At 72.2% G+C, this 15,287-nt stretch carries 9 protein-coding genes; 6 read left to right on the top strand and 3 right to left on the bottom strand.

All coding sequences use genetic code 11. The features are described from left to right. Both AC07BF_RS34290 and AC07BF_RS34285 read right to left on the bottom strand, forming a co-directional pair. A partial coding sequence (locus AC07BF_RS34290) for a winged helix-turn-helix domain-containing protein (RefSeq protein WP_478334383.1) occupies positions 1-1,096 on the bottom strand: 1,096 nt, incomplete at its 3' end. Positions 1,097-1,152: 56 nt separating this feature from the next. Next, on the bottom strand, positions 1,153-1,725 hold the full coding sequence (locus tag AC07BF_RS34285) for a GNAT family N-acetyltransferase (RefSeq protein WP_363587340.1): 573 nt from the start codon (positions 1,723-1,725) through the stop codon (positions 1,153-1,155). Between the two features lie 242 nt (positions 1,726-1,967). Here AC07BF_RS34285 and secA point away from each other — a divergent pair, with 242 nt between their 5' ends. Next, positions 1,968-4,730: a preprotein translocase subunit SecA gene (secA, locus tag AC07BF_RS34280; RefSeq protein WP_363587342.1), complete on the top strand. Its 2,763-nt coding sequence runs from the start codon at positions 1,968-1,970 to the stop codon at positions 4,728-4,730. A gap of 140 nt (positions 4,731-4,870) precedes the next feature. On the opposite strand, the gene AC07BF_RS34275 is transcribed toward secA, so the two are convergent. Beyond that, on the bottom strand, positions 4,871-5,311 hold the full coding sequence (locus tag AC07BF_RS34275; protein ID WP_063349159.1) for an Rv3235 family protein: 441 nt from the start codon (positions 5,309-5,311) through the stop codon (positions 4,871-4,873). Between the two features lie 360 nt (positions 5,312-5,671). On the opposite strand from AC07BF_RS34275, the gene AC07BF_RS34270 reads away from it, so the two are divergent. The 5 genes from AC07BF_RS34270 to AC07BF_RS34250 all read left to right on the top strand — a co-directional run bounded on the left by AC07BF_RS34270 (position 5,672) and on the right by AC07BF_RS34250 (position 15,174). Beyond that, positions 5,672-6,823 (top strand): patatin-like phospholipase family protein, encoded by a 1,152-nt coding sequence (locus AC07BF_RS34270; protein WP_478319403.1) that lies wholly within the window; start codon positions 5,672-5,674, stop codon positions 6,821-6,823. A 90-nt stretch (positions 6,824-6,913) separates the two neighbouring features. Then, positions 6,914-7,423 carry a DUF6912 family protein gene (locus tag AC07BF_RS34265; RefSeq protein ID WP_478334382.1) on the top strand — a complete coding sequence of 170 codons (510 nt, stop codon included), beginning with the start codon at positions 6,914-6,916 and terminating at the stop codon, positions 7,421-7,423. 85 nt (positions 7,424-7,508) lie between these two features. Next, complete coding sequence (locus AC07BF_RS34260) at positions 7,509-8,168, top strand: HAD family hydrolase (protein WP_363587346.1); 660 nt, start codon at positions 7,509-7,511, stop codon at positions 8,166-8,168. 150 nt (positions 8,169-8,318) lie between these two features. Beyond that, positions 8,319-9,944 (top strand): L-glutamate gamma-semialdehyde dehydrogenase, encoded by a 1,626-nt coding sequence (pruA, locus tag AC07BF_RS34255; RefSeq protein ID WP_363587374.1) that lies wholly within the window; start codon positions 8,319-8,321, stop codon positions 9,942-9,944. Positions 9,945-10,227: 283 nt separating this feature from the next. After that, positions 10,228-15,174, top strand: a complete 4,947-nt coding sequence (locus tag AC07BF_RS34250; protein ID WP_478334381.1) for an NAD-glutamate dehydrogenase — start codon at positions 10,228-10,230, stop codon at positions 15,172-15,174. Positions 15,175-15,287: the final 113 nt, after the last annotated feature.

Here is a 15,287-nt window from a genome sequence, read left to right as displayed (position 1 = left end):
GCGCCCGTTCCCTCCGCCCCACGAAAGGCCCCCCCCCCCACCCCCCCCCTCCCCCCCCCCCCCCCCCCGCCCCCCCCCCCCCCACCAGCCGGCCGCCGGCCAGCAGCGGCATCGCGAAGTAGCCGTGCACCCGCTTGTGCTTGGGCGTGTAGGCCTCCAGTCGGTGCGTCATGCCGAAGATCCGCTCGGTGCGTGCGCGGTCCCAGATCAGCGAGTCGAACGGCGAGAGCAGCGTGGTGCGGTGGCGCCCGCGCGGGGTGGTGGCCAGCGCGGCCGGGTCGGCCCAGGCCGCCGCCGCGCCGCCGCCCGGGCCCCAGCCGGCCACCTCGACCGGGACGAGCCCGCAGTCCGCGAGGACCGGGTCCAGCTCCTCGGCGCGCAGCCGGTGGTAGTCCAGCAGGTCGGCCCGGGTGGCCACGCCGAGCGCGGCCCCGGCCTGGGCGACCAGGGTGCGCACGCACTCCCGGTCGGTGCGGTCCTGCCCGAACAGCGCCTCGGGGATGGCCTGTTCGGCCAGCGCGTAGACGCGCTTCCAGCTCCGGCGCTCGGTGCAGACCACGTCGCCGAAGGCCAGCGCCCGCTCCACCGCGATCTTGGTGTCCGACCAGTCCCACCACTCGGCGGTCTTCTTGGCGCCGCCCAGCTCCGTGGAGGTCAACGGGCCCTCGGCGCGCAGCTTGTCGAGCACGTGCCGGTACGTCTCGGGCGTCACCTGGTGGCCCCAGAGGTGGCCGCGCTCGCGGTAGCGGCGGCGCCGGAACGCGAACAGCGGCCACTCCTCGACCGGCAGGATGCAGGCCGCGTGCGACCAGTACTCGAAGCTCGTGCCCGCGCCCCAGTACGCCGCCTCGACGGCCGGACGGCCGACCGCGCCGAGCCGGGCGTACGGCACCAGTTCGTGCGAGCGGGCCAGCACCGAGATGGTGTCCAACTGGACGGCGCCCAGGTGCCGCAGCACCCCGCGCACCCCGGCCCGGCGGTCCGGCGCGCCGAGCAGGCCCTGGGCGCGAAGGGCGATCCGGCGGGCTTCGTCGGCGCTCAGGACGGTGACGGGCGGCGGGCCGGCGGGGGAGCCGGCGGCAGGCAGGGCGGTCATGTCGGCGAGGGTAGTCCGGGGCACCGACAGCCGGTCGGGGGGCGCCGGCGCGGACGTCAGGGGCGGAGGTCCGGGAGGTCCGGGAGGTCCGAGGCGAGCAGCGAGGCGACCCAGGCGTCGTGGAAGGTGCCGCGCTGCTCGGCGTACGAGCGCAGGGTGCCCTCGAAGCGGTAGCCGACCTTCTCGGCCACCGCGCGGGAGCCCTCGTTACCCACGTAGGCCTGCCACTCCAGGCGGCGCAGACCGAGTTCGACCAGGCCGTGGCGGGCGACCGCGCGGGCGGCCTCGACCGTGTAGCCGCGGCCGCGGAACTCCTTCGTCGCCCACCAGCCGACCTCGGCGGAGCCCGGGTCGCCGTGGCGCAGCACGAGGCCCTGGGTGCCGACCAGGGCGTCGGAGCCGCGCTCGAACACGCACCAGATCCGGTTCTCGCCGGTGCGCCAGCCCTGCGCGGCGAGGTCGCGGACGAAGTACTCGGCGTCCTCGCGCCGGTACGGGCTCGGGACGACCGTCCAGCGCTGGATCTCGGCGTCCTGGCAGGCGGCGAAGACGGCGTCGATGTCCGACTCCTGCGGGGCCCGCAGGACGAGGCGGTCCGTGGTGAGGGTGACGGTGCGGGGCTCTTCCATGGGCGGATTATTCCGTGGAGAGAGGAATTCGGGCATCCGAATATCGAGCCGACCCCTCGATCCGCTGACCGGTTTGTCCCGGTGGGCGGTGCTATCGGATCAAGTGCTCGCGCGGGTGACACGGGAATACCGTGCTGACGCACCTCCCGGGGCATTGGACTCCTCGCATACGATGGCCCGTGCGGTGGGGTGAACCCGCCGTGCAGTCGTCCAGTGCCAATACAGGCAAGGAGCCCGCCCAAGTGTCCGTCTTCGACAAGATCCTGCGCGCCGGCGAAGGCAAGATCCTTCGCAAGCTGCAGCGGATTGCTGCCCAGGTCAACTCCATCGAAGAGGACTTCGTCAACCTCACCGACGCCGAGCTGCGCGCGCTGACCGACGAGTACAAGCAGCGGCTCGCGGACGGCGAGACCCTGGACGACATCCTCCCCGAGGCGTTCGCCACGGTGCGCGAGGCCGCCAAGCGGGTGCTCGGTCAGCGGCACTACGACGTTCAGCTCATGGGTGGCGCGGCCCTGCACCACGGGTACGTCGCGGAGATGCGCACCGGTGAGGGCAAGACCCTCGTCGGCACCCTGCCCGCGTACCTGAACGCGCTCACCGGCAAGGGCGTCCACCTGATCACCGTCAACGACTACCTCGCCGAGCGCGACTCGGAGTGGATGGGCCGGGTGCACCGCTTCCTCGGCCTCGAAGTCGGCGTGATCCTCGGCAACATGACGCCCGCCGAGCGCAAGCACCAGTACTCGATGGACATCACGTACGGCACGAACAACGAGTTCGGCTTCGACTACCTGCGCGACAACATGGCCTGGTCGAAGGACGAACTCGTCCAGCGCGGCCACAACTTCGCGGTCGTCGACGAGGTCGACTCGATCCTCATCGACGAGGCCCGCACCCCGCTGATCATCTCCGGCCCGGCCGACCAGGCGACCAAGTGGTACGCCGACTTCGCCAAGCTGGTGCTGCGCCTGAAGATCGACCGCGACTACGAGGTCGACGAGAAGAAGCGCACCGTCGGCATCCTGGAGGAGGGCGTCACCCGGGTCGAGGACTACCTCGGCATCGACAACCTCTACGAGTCGGTGAACACCCCGCTGGTCGGCTTCCTGAACAACGCCATCAAGGCGAAGGAGCTGTACCGGGCGGACAAGGACTACGTCGTCATGAACGGCGAGGTCATGATCGTCGACGAGCACACCGGCCGCATCCTGGCCGGCCGCCGCTACAACGAGGGCATGCACCAGGCGATCGAGGCGAAGGAGGGGGTGGAGGTCCAGAACGAGAACCAGACGCTGGCCACCATCACCCTGCAGAACTTCTTCCGCCTGTACGACAAGCTCGCCGGCATGACCGGTACCGGCACCACCGAGGCCGCCGAGTTCCACCAGATCTACAAGCTCGGCGTGGTGCCGATCCCGACCAACAAGAACCCGCTGCGCATCGACCAGCCCGACCTGATCTACAAGTCGGAGCCGGCCAAGTTCGCCGCCGTGGTCGAGGACATCGCCGAGAAGCACGAGAAGGGCCAGCCGGTGCTGGTCGGCACCGTGTCGGTGGAGAAGTCCGAGTACCTCTCGCAGGAGCTGCGCAAGCGCGGCATCCCGCACGAGGTGCTGAACGCCAAGCACCACGAGCGCGAGGCGCAGATCGTCGCGCAGGCGGGCCGCAAGGGCGCCGTGACTGTCGCCACCAACATGGCCGGCCGCGGTACCGACATCATGCTCGGCGGCAACTCCGACCACCTCGCGGCGGCCGAGCTGGCGCAGCGCGGGCTCACCCCGACCGAGACCCCGGAGGAGTACGAGGCCGCGTTCCCCGCCGCCCTGGAGAAGGCCAAGGCCTCGGTCAAGGCGGAGCAGGACGAGGTCAAGGAGGCCGGCGGCCTCTACGTGCTGGGCACCGAGCGGCACGAGTCCCGCCGGATCGACAACCAGCTGCGCGGCCGCTCCGGCCGTCAGGGCGACCCGGGCGAGTCCCGCTTCTACCTGTCGCTGGGCGACGACCTGATGCGCCTGTTCAAGGCCGGCATGGTCGAGCGCGTGCTGTCGATGGCCAACGTGCCCGAGGACGTGCCGATCGAGTCCAAGATGGTCACCCGGGCGATCGCCTCCGCGCAGACCCAGGTCGAGCAGCAGAACTTCGAGATCCGCAAGAACGTCCTCAAGTACGACGAGGTGCTGAACCGCCAGCGCGAGGTCATCTACGGCGAGCGCCGCCGCGTGCTGGAGGGCGAGGACCTGCAGGAGCAGGTCGGCCACTTCATGGACGACACCGTCGAGGCCTACGTCAAGGCGGCCACCGGCGAGGGCTTCGAGGACGACTGGGACCTGGAGAAGCTCTGGACCGCGCTCAAGCAGCTCTACCCGCTCACCCTTGACCTGGAGGAGCTGGAGGAGGAGGCCGGCGGCTCCGCCGGGATGACCTCCGAGTTCCTGGTCAAGGTCGTCCAGGAGGACATCCAGGCGCAGTACGGCGCCCGCGAGGACCAGCTCGGCGCCGAGATCATGCGTGAGCTGGAGCGCCGGGTCGTGCTGTCGGTGCTGGACCGCCGCTGGCGCGAGCACCTCTACGAGATGGACTACCTCCAGGAGGGCATCGGCCTGCGGGCCATGGCGCAGCGCGACCCGCTGATCGAGTACCAGCGCGAGGGCTTCGACATGTTCACCGCGATGATGGAGGGCATCAAGGAGGAGTCCGTCGGCTACCTGTTCAACCTGGAGGTCCAGGTCGAGCAGCAGGTCGAGGAGGTCCCGGTCGCGGACGCCGAGGTGCTGCTCGACAAGCTGGAGAAGGACGCCGCCCGCCCGGAGATCAAGGCCAAGGGCCTGGAGGCCCCGAAGCCGCAGCGGCTGCACTACACGGCCCCCTCGGACGAGGTCGGCGGCGGTGTCATCGAGGGCGACTTCGAGGACCTCGCGCCGGAGGACGAGGGCGACGGGCTGACCCGCGCCGAGCGCCGCAAGGCCGCGAAGTCGGCCAAGGGCCGCCGCCGCAAGGGCTGAGCAGGCCGCAGGACGCCGCACAGGGCGCCGCTCCCGGACGGGGGCGGCGCCCTGTGCCGTCCCGGGCCGGCACGCGGTCGTGGGGGCCGCTGTGGCCGCCCTGGCCGCTGTGACGACCGTGGTCGCCGTGACGGCCGTGGTCATCGGGCCTCCACGGCGGTGCACTGCCACTGCCCGGCCTGGCCGCGCTGCTCCAGCCGGAAGGCCACCATGTGGTGCCGCCGGCCGAGGTCGACCCGGACGCAGGCCTCGACCGCGTCGGGCGAGGGCGACCGGTCGTGCACCGGGCCCAGCCGGGGCCGGTCGGCGGCGCCGCCGCGGCGCAGCGCGCCGGCCCGGACCAGGGAGGCGAGCTGCCCGTAGCCGTCCAGGCTGGTGTGCCGCATCAGCTGGCCGGAGGGCCGGGCGCCGGTGAGCACCTCGACCAGCTGGTGGGCGAAGCGGGAGGCCAGCGCCCGGGGGTCGTGGCCGCCCGGGCCGGTGCAGGCGGCGCGGGGGTGGCGCGGGCGGCGCCCGGCCGGGTCGTGGGCGGCGGTCGTGCGCGGCCGGCGGTGCGGGCGGGCGGTGAGCGGTGCGGTCACGGTGGGCTCCTCGACACGGTGGTGCGGGTGCGGACGGGTCCTTGCTAGCGGTGGGCCGTGTCGGGCGGCAAGGGCTTTTGCCGCTGCCCCCGGAGTGACCGGCAAGTTCACCTATCCGAGTGAATCGATCAGTGCGGTGCCGGGCCCGGCGCGCGGTCGCACGGTGCCCGATTGACGTGCGTGGGCGGGCCGTACGGTCCGAAAGAGGACGGTTCGATGCGCCGGACCGGGTGGCCCGAATCGCCGCCCCCGTTGCGGTGCCCGGCCGTCGGCGCGCACCATCGGAGCCTGATCGGGAACCGCGCGGAGCGGGACGGGGCCGGGCGGCCACGACCGCACCCACGACGACGGGCGGCCGCGATGACGACACGGGTAGCGGCGGTTCCGGCTCCGGCAGTCGCGGGCACCGCCCCGCCGACCGGGGACGCACCCCGGCGCGGCCTGGTGCTGGGCGGCGGCGGGATGCTCGGTGCGGCCTGGACGGTCGGCGCGCTCTGCGCCGTCGAGGAGGCCACCGGCTGGCGGCCGGGCCACGCGGACGTGCTGCTCGGCACCTCGGCGGGCTCGATCCTCGGCGCGATGCTGGCCGGCGGGGTCCGCACCGAGCAACTGCGTGACCACCAGCGCGGCCTGCCGATCACCGACGGCCCGCTGGCCGGGGTGGACTTCGACTACGACACGGCCGCCGGCGGCGCGCTGCCGCCCCGCCCCGGGGCGGGCATCGGCTCGCCCGGCCTGCTGCGGGACGCCGTCCGGCACCCGCGCGAGTACCCGCTGCTGACCATGGTGTCGGCGATGGCGCCGCCCGGCCGCGGTTCGCTGGCCCCGGTCGGCGAGCTGGTGCGCGGCCTGCTCGGCCCGGGCGGCTGGCCGCCGCCGGGCGCCGACGGCGAGGCCGGCGCCGGGGCCGCGGCGCTGCGGGTGGCGGCCGTGGACTACCGCAGCGGCCGCCGGGTGGTCTTCGGGGACCCGGACGCCCCGGCGGTCGCGGTCGCCGACGCGGTGATGGCCTCCTGCTCGATCCCCGGCTGGTTCGCGCCGGTGCGGCTGAACGGCTCGGCGTACGTGGACGGCGGCTGCTGGTCCGCCACCAACGCCGACCTGCTGCTCGGCCGCGGCCTGGACGAGGTGTACGTGCTCGCCCCGATGGCCCTGCGGCTGCGCCCCCGTGCCGACCGTGCCGACCGCGCCGACGCCGACGCCGACGCCGGCGGGGTCGCCGGCACCAGCGGGCTCGCGGGCTCCCTCGCCGCGCTGCGCGAGTGGCGCGCCCGGGACCGCCCGCGCGGCGTGCTGGCCCAGCTGGTCAGTCGCTACCGCCGCGCCGTCACCCGGCAGCTGCTGCGCGAGGCCGTGCTGCTGCGGGCCGAGGGCGTACGGGTGCGGCTGCTCGCGCCGACGCCGGCCGACCTGGCCGTGATGGGCCCGAACATGATGGACCCGGCCCGCCGCGACGCGGTGCTGGAGAGCGCCCTGCGCACGTGCGGTGAGGCCCTGCGGGCCGCCCGCTGAGTCGGGCCGAGGTGATCACGCCCGGCCCGGCGGCGCTTATTCTTGGGGCGCTGGAAGCTGTGCCGCTGGACGAACCGGAGAGTGCCACCGATGCGCGTGTACGTGCCCACCACCCTGAACGGCCTGGCGGCGGCGCACCCGGGTGGTGCCCTGGACCAGTCCGCGGCCTACGCCGTGACGCCCGCGCTGCGCGAGTGGTACGTCAGTGACGACCTGGAGGAACTGGAGTACGCGGCGCTGAACCGGGCCGCGCAGTCCTCCCTGCGGCTGCTGGCCGCCGACCCGGACGCCCCGCGCCGCCGGGTCGTGGTGGCCCTGGACGTGGCCGACTCGGCCGTCCGGCCGTTCCCCGGCGACGAGTACCAGGACCAGGCCTCGCTCGGCCGGGTGGTGCTGGCCGGCCCGCTGTCGCTGGCGAAGGCGGCGGCGGTGCACGCGGACGTCGCCGACGGCGAGGTGGTCGAGGACGTCGCGGCGGCGGTGGCGGCGGTGGCCGCGGCCGACGCGGGCGACCAGGACGCCCAGTTCACCGTGGACGGGGCCGAGGACCACGACCTGCTCTGGTTCGCCACCCAGGAGATCTCCGCGCTGCTGGCCTGAACGGCCGGTCGCGCCGGAGCGGAGCAGCAGGGTGCGTGAGCCCCGTCCTACCGGCGTGTCGGTGGTCGGGGTTACCGTTTCGCGCGTGGCTACACACATCGTTTGGGACTGGAACGGCACGCTCTTCCACGACATGGAGGCGGTGCTCGGCGCGAGCAACGCCGCGTTCGCGACCATCGGCGTCGGGCCGATGACCATGCGGGAGTACCGCGAGCAGTACGAGATCCCGATCCCCCGGTTCTACGAGCGGCTGCTCGGCCGGATGCCGTCCCAGGAGGAGTGGCTCCGGCTGGACGAGGCCTTCCACGACCGCTACCGGGAGCTGAGCCCGGCCTGCGGGCTGACGGACGGCGTGCACGAGCTGATGGACGGCTGGCGGGAGGCCGGGCACAGCCAGTCGCTGCTGTCGATGTACGAGCACGAGAAGCTGCTGCCGCTGGTCGACGCCTTCGGCCTGACCGGCCGGTTCCTGCGGGTGGACGGCCGCAGCGGCCCGTCCGGCGGCCAGAAGGCGGAGCAGCTGGCCCGGCACCTGGCCGCGCTCGGCGAGCGGGTGGACCCGGCCCGTACGGTGCTGATCGGCGACGCCGCGGACGACGCCCGGGCGGCGCTGGGCGCGGGTGCGCACGCGGTGCTCTACACCGGCGGCTCGCACACCCGGGAGAAGCTGGAGCCGCTCGGGGTGCCGGTGGTGGACAGCCTGGCGGAGGCGGTCGAGCTGGCCGGGCGGCTGGGGCGGGGCTGACCGTCCGCGGCGGGCGTGGCGGGCGCCACGTCCGCCGTCCGCGTGTCTGAGCGGGCGGATCGCGCGGCCGCTGGTCAGGCTGGACCAGGGCCTGTCCGGTGGATCGGGCCTTCCCACCGGAGCAGTCAGCAGGACGGAGCCGCCATGCCGATCGACGCAGTCACCGAGGTGCCCCTCCCGGTCAACGAGCCGGTGCTGGGGTACGCGCCCGGCAGCCCGGAGCGGGACCGGCTGGTCCGGCGGCTGGACGAGCTGGCGGCCGAGCAGATCCCGTTGCCGATGACCATCGGCGGCGAGCAGCGGTTCGGCGGCGGTGAGCGGATCGACGTCGTCCAGCCGCACCACCACGCCGCCAAGCTGGGGGTGCTCGGCAACGCCACCCGGGAGGACGCCCGCGCGGCGGTGGACTCGGCGCTCGCGGCGGGCCGGCAGTGGCGGTCGCTGTCCTTCGACGACCGGGCGGCGGTCTTCCTGCGGGCCGCCGACCTGCTGGCCGGGCCCTGGCGGGAGACCCTCAACGCGGCCACCATGCTCGGTCAGTCCAAGACCGCGCAGCAGGCCGAGATCGACTCCGCCTGCGAGCTGATCGACTTCTGGCGGTTCAACGTCCAGTTCGCCCGGCGGATCCTGGCCGAGCAGCCGATCTCCGCACCGGGCGTCTGGAACCGGGTGGACCACCGCCCGCTGGAGGGTTTCGTCTACGCGATCACCCCGTTCAACTTCACCGCGATCGCCGGCAACCTGCCGACCGCGCCCGCGCTGATGGGCAACACCGTGGTCTGGAAGCCCGCGCCGACCCAGACCCTGGCCGCGTACTACCTGATGCGGCTGCTGGAGGCGGCCGGTCTGCCGCCCGGGGTGGTCAACCTGGTCACCGGCGACGGCGTCCAGCTGTCCGCGGTCGCCCTCGCCGACCCGGCGCTCGCCGGGCTGCACTTCACCGGCTCCACCGCCACCTTCCAGTCGCTCTGGCAGACCATCGGCGCCAACATCGGCGGCTACCGGACGTACCCGCGGATCGTCGGCGAGACCGGCGGCAAGGACTTCCTGCTGGCCCACCGCTCGGCCGATCCGGCGATCCTGAAGGCGGCGCTGGTCCGCGGCGCGTTCGAGTACCAGGGCCAGAAGTGCTCGGCGCTCTCCCGGGCCTACCTGCCGCGCAGCCTCTGGCAGAAGATCAAGGACGAGCTGGTGGCCGAGGTGGACGCGCTGACGGTGGGCGACGTCACCGACCTCTCCAACTTCATGGGCGCCCTCATCGACCGGCGCGCGTTCGAGAAGAACCGGGACGCCATCGAGCGGGCCAAGGCCGATCCGACGATCGAGCTGGCGGCGGGCGGCCAGTACGACGACGCGATCGGCTGGTTCGTCCGGCCGACCGTCCTGGTCTCCTCCGACTACCGCAACGAGATCTTCCGGACGGAGTACTTCGGTCCGATCCTGGCCGTCCACGTCTACGAGGACGCCCGCTGGGAGGACGTGCTGCGCCGGGTCGACTCCGGCGCCCCGTACGGCCTGACCGGCTCGGTGATCGCGCAGGATCGTTACGCCATCGCCCAGGCGGTCGAGGCGCTGCGGTTCACCGCCGGGAACTTCTACATCAACGACAAGCCGACCGGCGCGGTCGTCGGCCAGCAGCCCTTCGGCGGCGGCCGGGCCTCCGGGACCAACGACAAGGCGGGCGCCGCCCAGAACCTCCTGCGCTGGACCTCGGCCCGCGCGATCAAGGAGACCTTCGTTCCCCCCACGGACCTGCGGTACCCGCACATGGGCTGAGAGTGAACGGGAGGCTCCGGTTTGGACATGGTGTCCAGGACGGACCGATCATCCTGCGGGTTTGCGCCTCCCTGTCCCTGTCCACCTTCGATTGATCCGGTTAGGCTGGCTGGCGTCGTCGGGTGGCTCCGCAGGACGAATCGTCCTACCCACTGCGAAGGTATTTCATGCGTGCCATGAAGCCTTTTCAGTTGGAAGGTGCGGCAGGATTGCGAGTGACCCGTCGGTGTACACCCACACACCACCGAGTCACGCAACGGCGCGCGACAGGAGCCAAGAAGTCATGCAGACCAAGCTGGACGCAGCCAAGGCCGACCTGCTCAAGAAGGCAGCCACAGCCGCTGAGAACAGCCAGGTGGGGGGAGCGGCGCCGGGGGAAGGCCTGAGCAACGGCGCTCTGACCGCGTACCTGCACCACTACTACCTCCACACCGCGCCCGAGGACCTGGTCGACCGCGACCCGGTCGACGTCTACGGCGCGGCGGCCTCCCACTACCGGCTGGGCCTCAAGCGCCCGCAGGGCACCGCCGAGGTGCGGGTGTACACCCCCTCGGTCGAGGAGAACGGCTGGTCCTGCGGCCACACCGTGGTCGAGGTCGTCACCGACGACATGCCCTTCCTGGTCGACTCCGTCACCAACGAGCTGTCCCGCCAGGACCGCGCCATCCACGTCGTGATCCACCCCCAGCTGGTCGTCCGCCGTGACATCACCGGCAAGCTGCTGGAGATCCTGGACGTCGACGCCTGCTCCCGCAGCCAGGCCGCCGGCACCGAGTGGCCCGCCGACGCGACCGTCGAGTCGTGGATGCACATCGAGATCGACCGCGAGACCGACCGCGACGACCTGCGCGCGATCGAGACCGACCTGCGCCGGGTGCTCGGCGACGTCCGCGAGGTCGTCGAGGACTGGAGCAAGATGCGCGAGAGCGCGCTGCGCCTGGCCGACGAGCTCGCCGAGGAGCCCCCGACCGGCCTGCCCGAGCAGGAGGTCGGCGAGGCCTGGGAGCTGATGCGCTGGCTCGCCGACGACCACTTCACCTTCCTCGGCTACCGCGAGTACGACCTGGTCGAGCACGAGGGCGAGGAGGTCCTGAAGGCCGTCGCCGGGACCGGCCTCGGCATCCTGCGCTCCGACCCGCGCGGCCACGACGACCACCACCACCCGGCCAGCGAGGCCTTCGGCCGCCTCTCCGCGCCGGTCCGCGCCAAGGCCCACGAGAAGAAGCTGCTCGTCCTCACCAAGGCCAACAGCCGCTCCACCGTGCACCGCCCGTCCTACCTGGACTACGTCGGCGTCAAGAAGTTCAACGCCGCCGGCGAGCCGATCGGCGAGCGCCGCTTCCTCGGCCTGTTCTCCTCCGCCGCCTACACCGAGTCGGTCACCCGCATCCCGGTCGTGCGCCGCAAGGTGCAGGAGGTGCTCGAAGGCTCCGGCTTCTCCAGCGAGAGCCACGACGGCCGCGACCTGCTGCAGATCATGGAGACCTTCCCGCGGGACGAGATGTTCCAGACCGCGGCCTCCGAGCTGATCTCCATCGCCACCAGCGTGCTGTACCTCCAGGAGCGCCGTAAGCTGCGGCTCTTCCTGCGCCAGGACGAGTACGGGCGCTACTTCTCCGCGTTCATCTACCTGCCGCGCGACCGCTACACCACCCGGATCCGGCTGCTGCTCACCGAGATCCTCAAGGAGGAGCTGAACGGCGCCACCATCGACTACACGGTGTACGCCACCGAGTCGGTGCTGACCCGTCTGCACTTCGTGGTCCGCGTCGCCCCCGGCACCGAACTGCCGCGGCTCACCGACTCCGACATCGAGCGGATCGAGAACCGCCTCGCCGAGGCCGCCCGGTTCTGGATGGACGGCTTCCACGACCAGCTGCACACCGAACTGGGCGAGGAGAAGGCCGCCGAGCTCGGCCACAAGTACGCCAACGCCTTCCCCGACGGCTACCGCGCCGACTTCCCGCCGCGCACCGCCGTCGCCGACATCAAGCAGATCGAGTCGCTGCACGGCGAGGGCGACTTCCGCCTCAACCTGTACCAGCCGGTCGGCGCGGGCGACGACGAGCGCCGCTTCAAGGTCTACCGGGTCGGCGGCCCGATCTCGCTCACCGAGGTCCTGCCGGTGCTCCAGCGCCTGGGCGTCGAGGTGCTGGACGAGCACCCGTACGCGCTGCGCCGCTCCGACGACACCACCGCGTGGGTGTACGACTTCGGCCTGAGGCTGCGCGAGGCCACCGAGCTCACCGACGAGGCCCGCGAGCGCTTCCAGGAGACCTTCGCCGCCACCTGGACCGGCAAGGCCGAGAACGACGGCTTCAACGAGCTGGTCCTCACCGCCGGGCTGACCTGGCGCCAGGCGACGGTGCTGCGCGCGTACGCCAAGTACCTGCGCCAGGCGGGCTCCACGTTCTCCCAGGACTACATGGAGGACGCGCTCCGCAACAACACCCACACCACCCGGCTGCTGGTCAACCTGTTCGAGGCCCGGCTGAGCCCCAGCCACCAGCAGGGCGCCGCCGAGCTGACCGAGGGCATCCTGGAGGAGCTGTCCGGCGCGCTCGACGAGGTCGTCTCGCTGGACGAGGACCGCATCCTGCGCTCCTTCCTGCACCTCATCACGGCCACCCTGCGGACCAACTTCTTCCAGCACGACGGCTCCGGTGACTGGCACTCCTACGTGTCGATGAAGTTCGACCCGAAGGCCATCCCGGACCTGCCGGCCCCGCGCCCCGCGTTCGAGATCTGGGTGTACTCGCCGCAGGTCGAGGGCGTGCACCTGCGCTTCGGCAAGGTCGCCCGCGGCGGTCTGCGCTGGTCCGACCGGCGCGAGGACTTCCGCACCGAGATCCTCGGCCTGGTCAAGGCGCAGATGGTCAAGAACACCGTCATCGTGCCGGTCGGCGCCAAGGGCGGCTTCGTCGCCAAGCAGCTGCCGGACCCGTCGGTCGACCGGGACGCCTGGCTGGCCGAGGGCATCTCCTCGTACAAGACGTTCATCTCCGCGCTGCTCGACATCACCGACAACCTGGTCGCCGGCGAGGTCGTCCACCCGGCCGACGTCGTCCGCCACGACGAGGACGACACCTACCTCGTCGTCGCCGCCGACAAGGGCACCGCGACCTTCTCCGACATCGCCAACGGCGTCGCCGAGTCCTACGGCTTCTGGCTGGGCGACGCGTTCGCCTCCGGCGGTTCGGCCGGCTACGACCACAAGGGCATGGGCATCACGGCCCGCGGCGCCTGGGAGTCGGTCAAGCGCAACTTCCGCGAGCTCGGCGTCGACACCCAGACCGAGGACTTCAAGGTCATCGGCATCGGCGACATGTCCGGCGACGTCTTCGGCAACGGCATGCTGCTCAGCGAGCACATCCGCTTGGTCGCCGCCTTCGACCACCGCCACATCTTCCTCGACCCGAACCCGGACGCCGCCGCCTCCTACGCCGAGCGGCGCCGGCTCTTCGAACTGCCCCGCAGCTCCTGGGACGACTACGACAAGTCGCTGATCTCGGCCGGCGGCGGCGTCTTCCCGCGCACCGCCAAGTCGATCCAGCTCAGCACGCAGGTCCGGGCCGCCCTCGGCGTCCAGGACACCCGGCTCACCCCGGCCGAGCTGATGAAGGCGATCCTCCAGGCGCCGGTCGACCTGTTCTGGAACGGCGGCATCGGCACCTACGTCAAGGCCTCCACCGAGACCAACGCCGAGGTCGGCGACAAGGCCAACGACGCCATCCGCGTCAACGGCGACCAGGTCCGGGCCCGCGTCATCGGCGAGGGCGGCAACCTCGGCTGCACCCAGCTCGGCCGCATCGAGTACGCCGCGGTCGGCGGCCCCGAGAGCGCCGGCGGCTGGATCAACACCGACGCCATCGACAACTCGGCCGGTGTGGACACCTCGGACCACGAGGTCAACATCAAGATCCTGCTCAACCAGGTCGTCGCCGACGGCGACATGACGGTCAAGCAGCGCAACGTCCTGCTCGCCGAGATGACCGACGAGGTCGGCCACCTGGTGCTGCGCAACAACTACGCGCAGAACGTGGTGTTGGCCAACGCCGTCGCCCAGGCGCACAGCATGGTCAACGTCCACTCCCGGATGATCAACCGGCTGGAGTCGGCCGGCCAGCTCGACCGGGGCCTGGAGTTCCTGCCCACCGAGCGCCAGATCCGCGAGCGCCAGCAGAACGGCCGCGGCCTCTCGCAGCCCGAGATGTCCGTCCTGCTCGCGTACACCAAGATCACGCTGGCCGAGGAGCTGCTCGCCACCGCGCTGCCCGACGACCCGTACTTCCGCACCGCGCTGCACGACTACTTCCCGAGCGCGCTGCGGGCCCGGTTCGCCGACGCGATCGACAACCACGCGCTGCGCCGCGAGATCATCACCACCCTGATCGTCAACGACACGATCAACCGCGGCGGCTGCACCTTCGCCTTCCGGCTGAAGGAGGAGACCGGCGCGACCTACGAGGAGATCGCCCGGACCCACACCGCCGCCAGGGCCGTGTTCGACCTGGAGGACATCTGGGCCGAGATCGAGGGCCTGGACAACGAGGTCACGGCCCGGGTCCAGACCAAGATGCGGCTGCACTCGCGGCGCCTGGTCGAGCGTGCCACCCGGTGGATGCTCAACAACCGCCGCCAGCCGCTCGACATCGCCGGCACCATCGAGTTCTTCCACGACCGGGTCGACCAGGTCTGGGGCTCGCTGCCCAAGCCGCTGCGCGGCGACGACCTGGTCTGGTTCGAGGCCGTCTACAACGAGCTCGCCTCGGCCGGGGTGCCGGAGGAACTGGCCACCCGGATCGCCGGCCTCTCCTCGACCTTCCCGACCCTGGACATCAGCGAGGTCGCGGACCGCTCCGACAAGGACGTCGCCGAGGTCGCCGAGCTCTACTACGACCTCGCCGACCGCCTCCAGATCACCCACCTGCTCGACCGCATCATCGAGCTGCCCCGCACCGACCGCTGGTCGTCGATGGCCCGGGCCGCGATCCGCGAGGACCTCTTCGCGGCGCACGCGGCGCTGACCGCCGACATCCTCGCCTGCGGCCCCGAGGGCGCCACCCCGGAGGAGCGCTACAGCGCCTGGGCGGACCTCAACGCCACCCTGCTGAACCGCGCCAAGAGCACCCTCGACGACATAAGGGGTTCGGACAACTACGAGCTGTCCAGCCTCTCGGTCGCGATGCGCGTCATCCGCACCCTCCTGCGCACGGGCTCCATGCGCTGACGGCCGGCGGTACAGCCAGGCGGGGGGGGGGGGGGGGGGGGGGGGGGGGGGGGGGGGGGGGGGGGGGGGGGGGGGGGGGGGGGGGGGGGGGGGGGGGGGGGGGGGGGGGGGGG

Source organism: Kitasatospora sp. NPDC043950 (genome assembly GCF_056435345.1).
The sequence above is the reverse complement of the archived record's forward strand: the minus strand, read 5'-3'. Positions and strand labels throughout refer to the sequence as shown.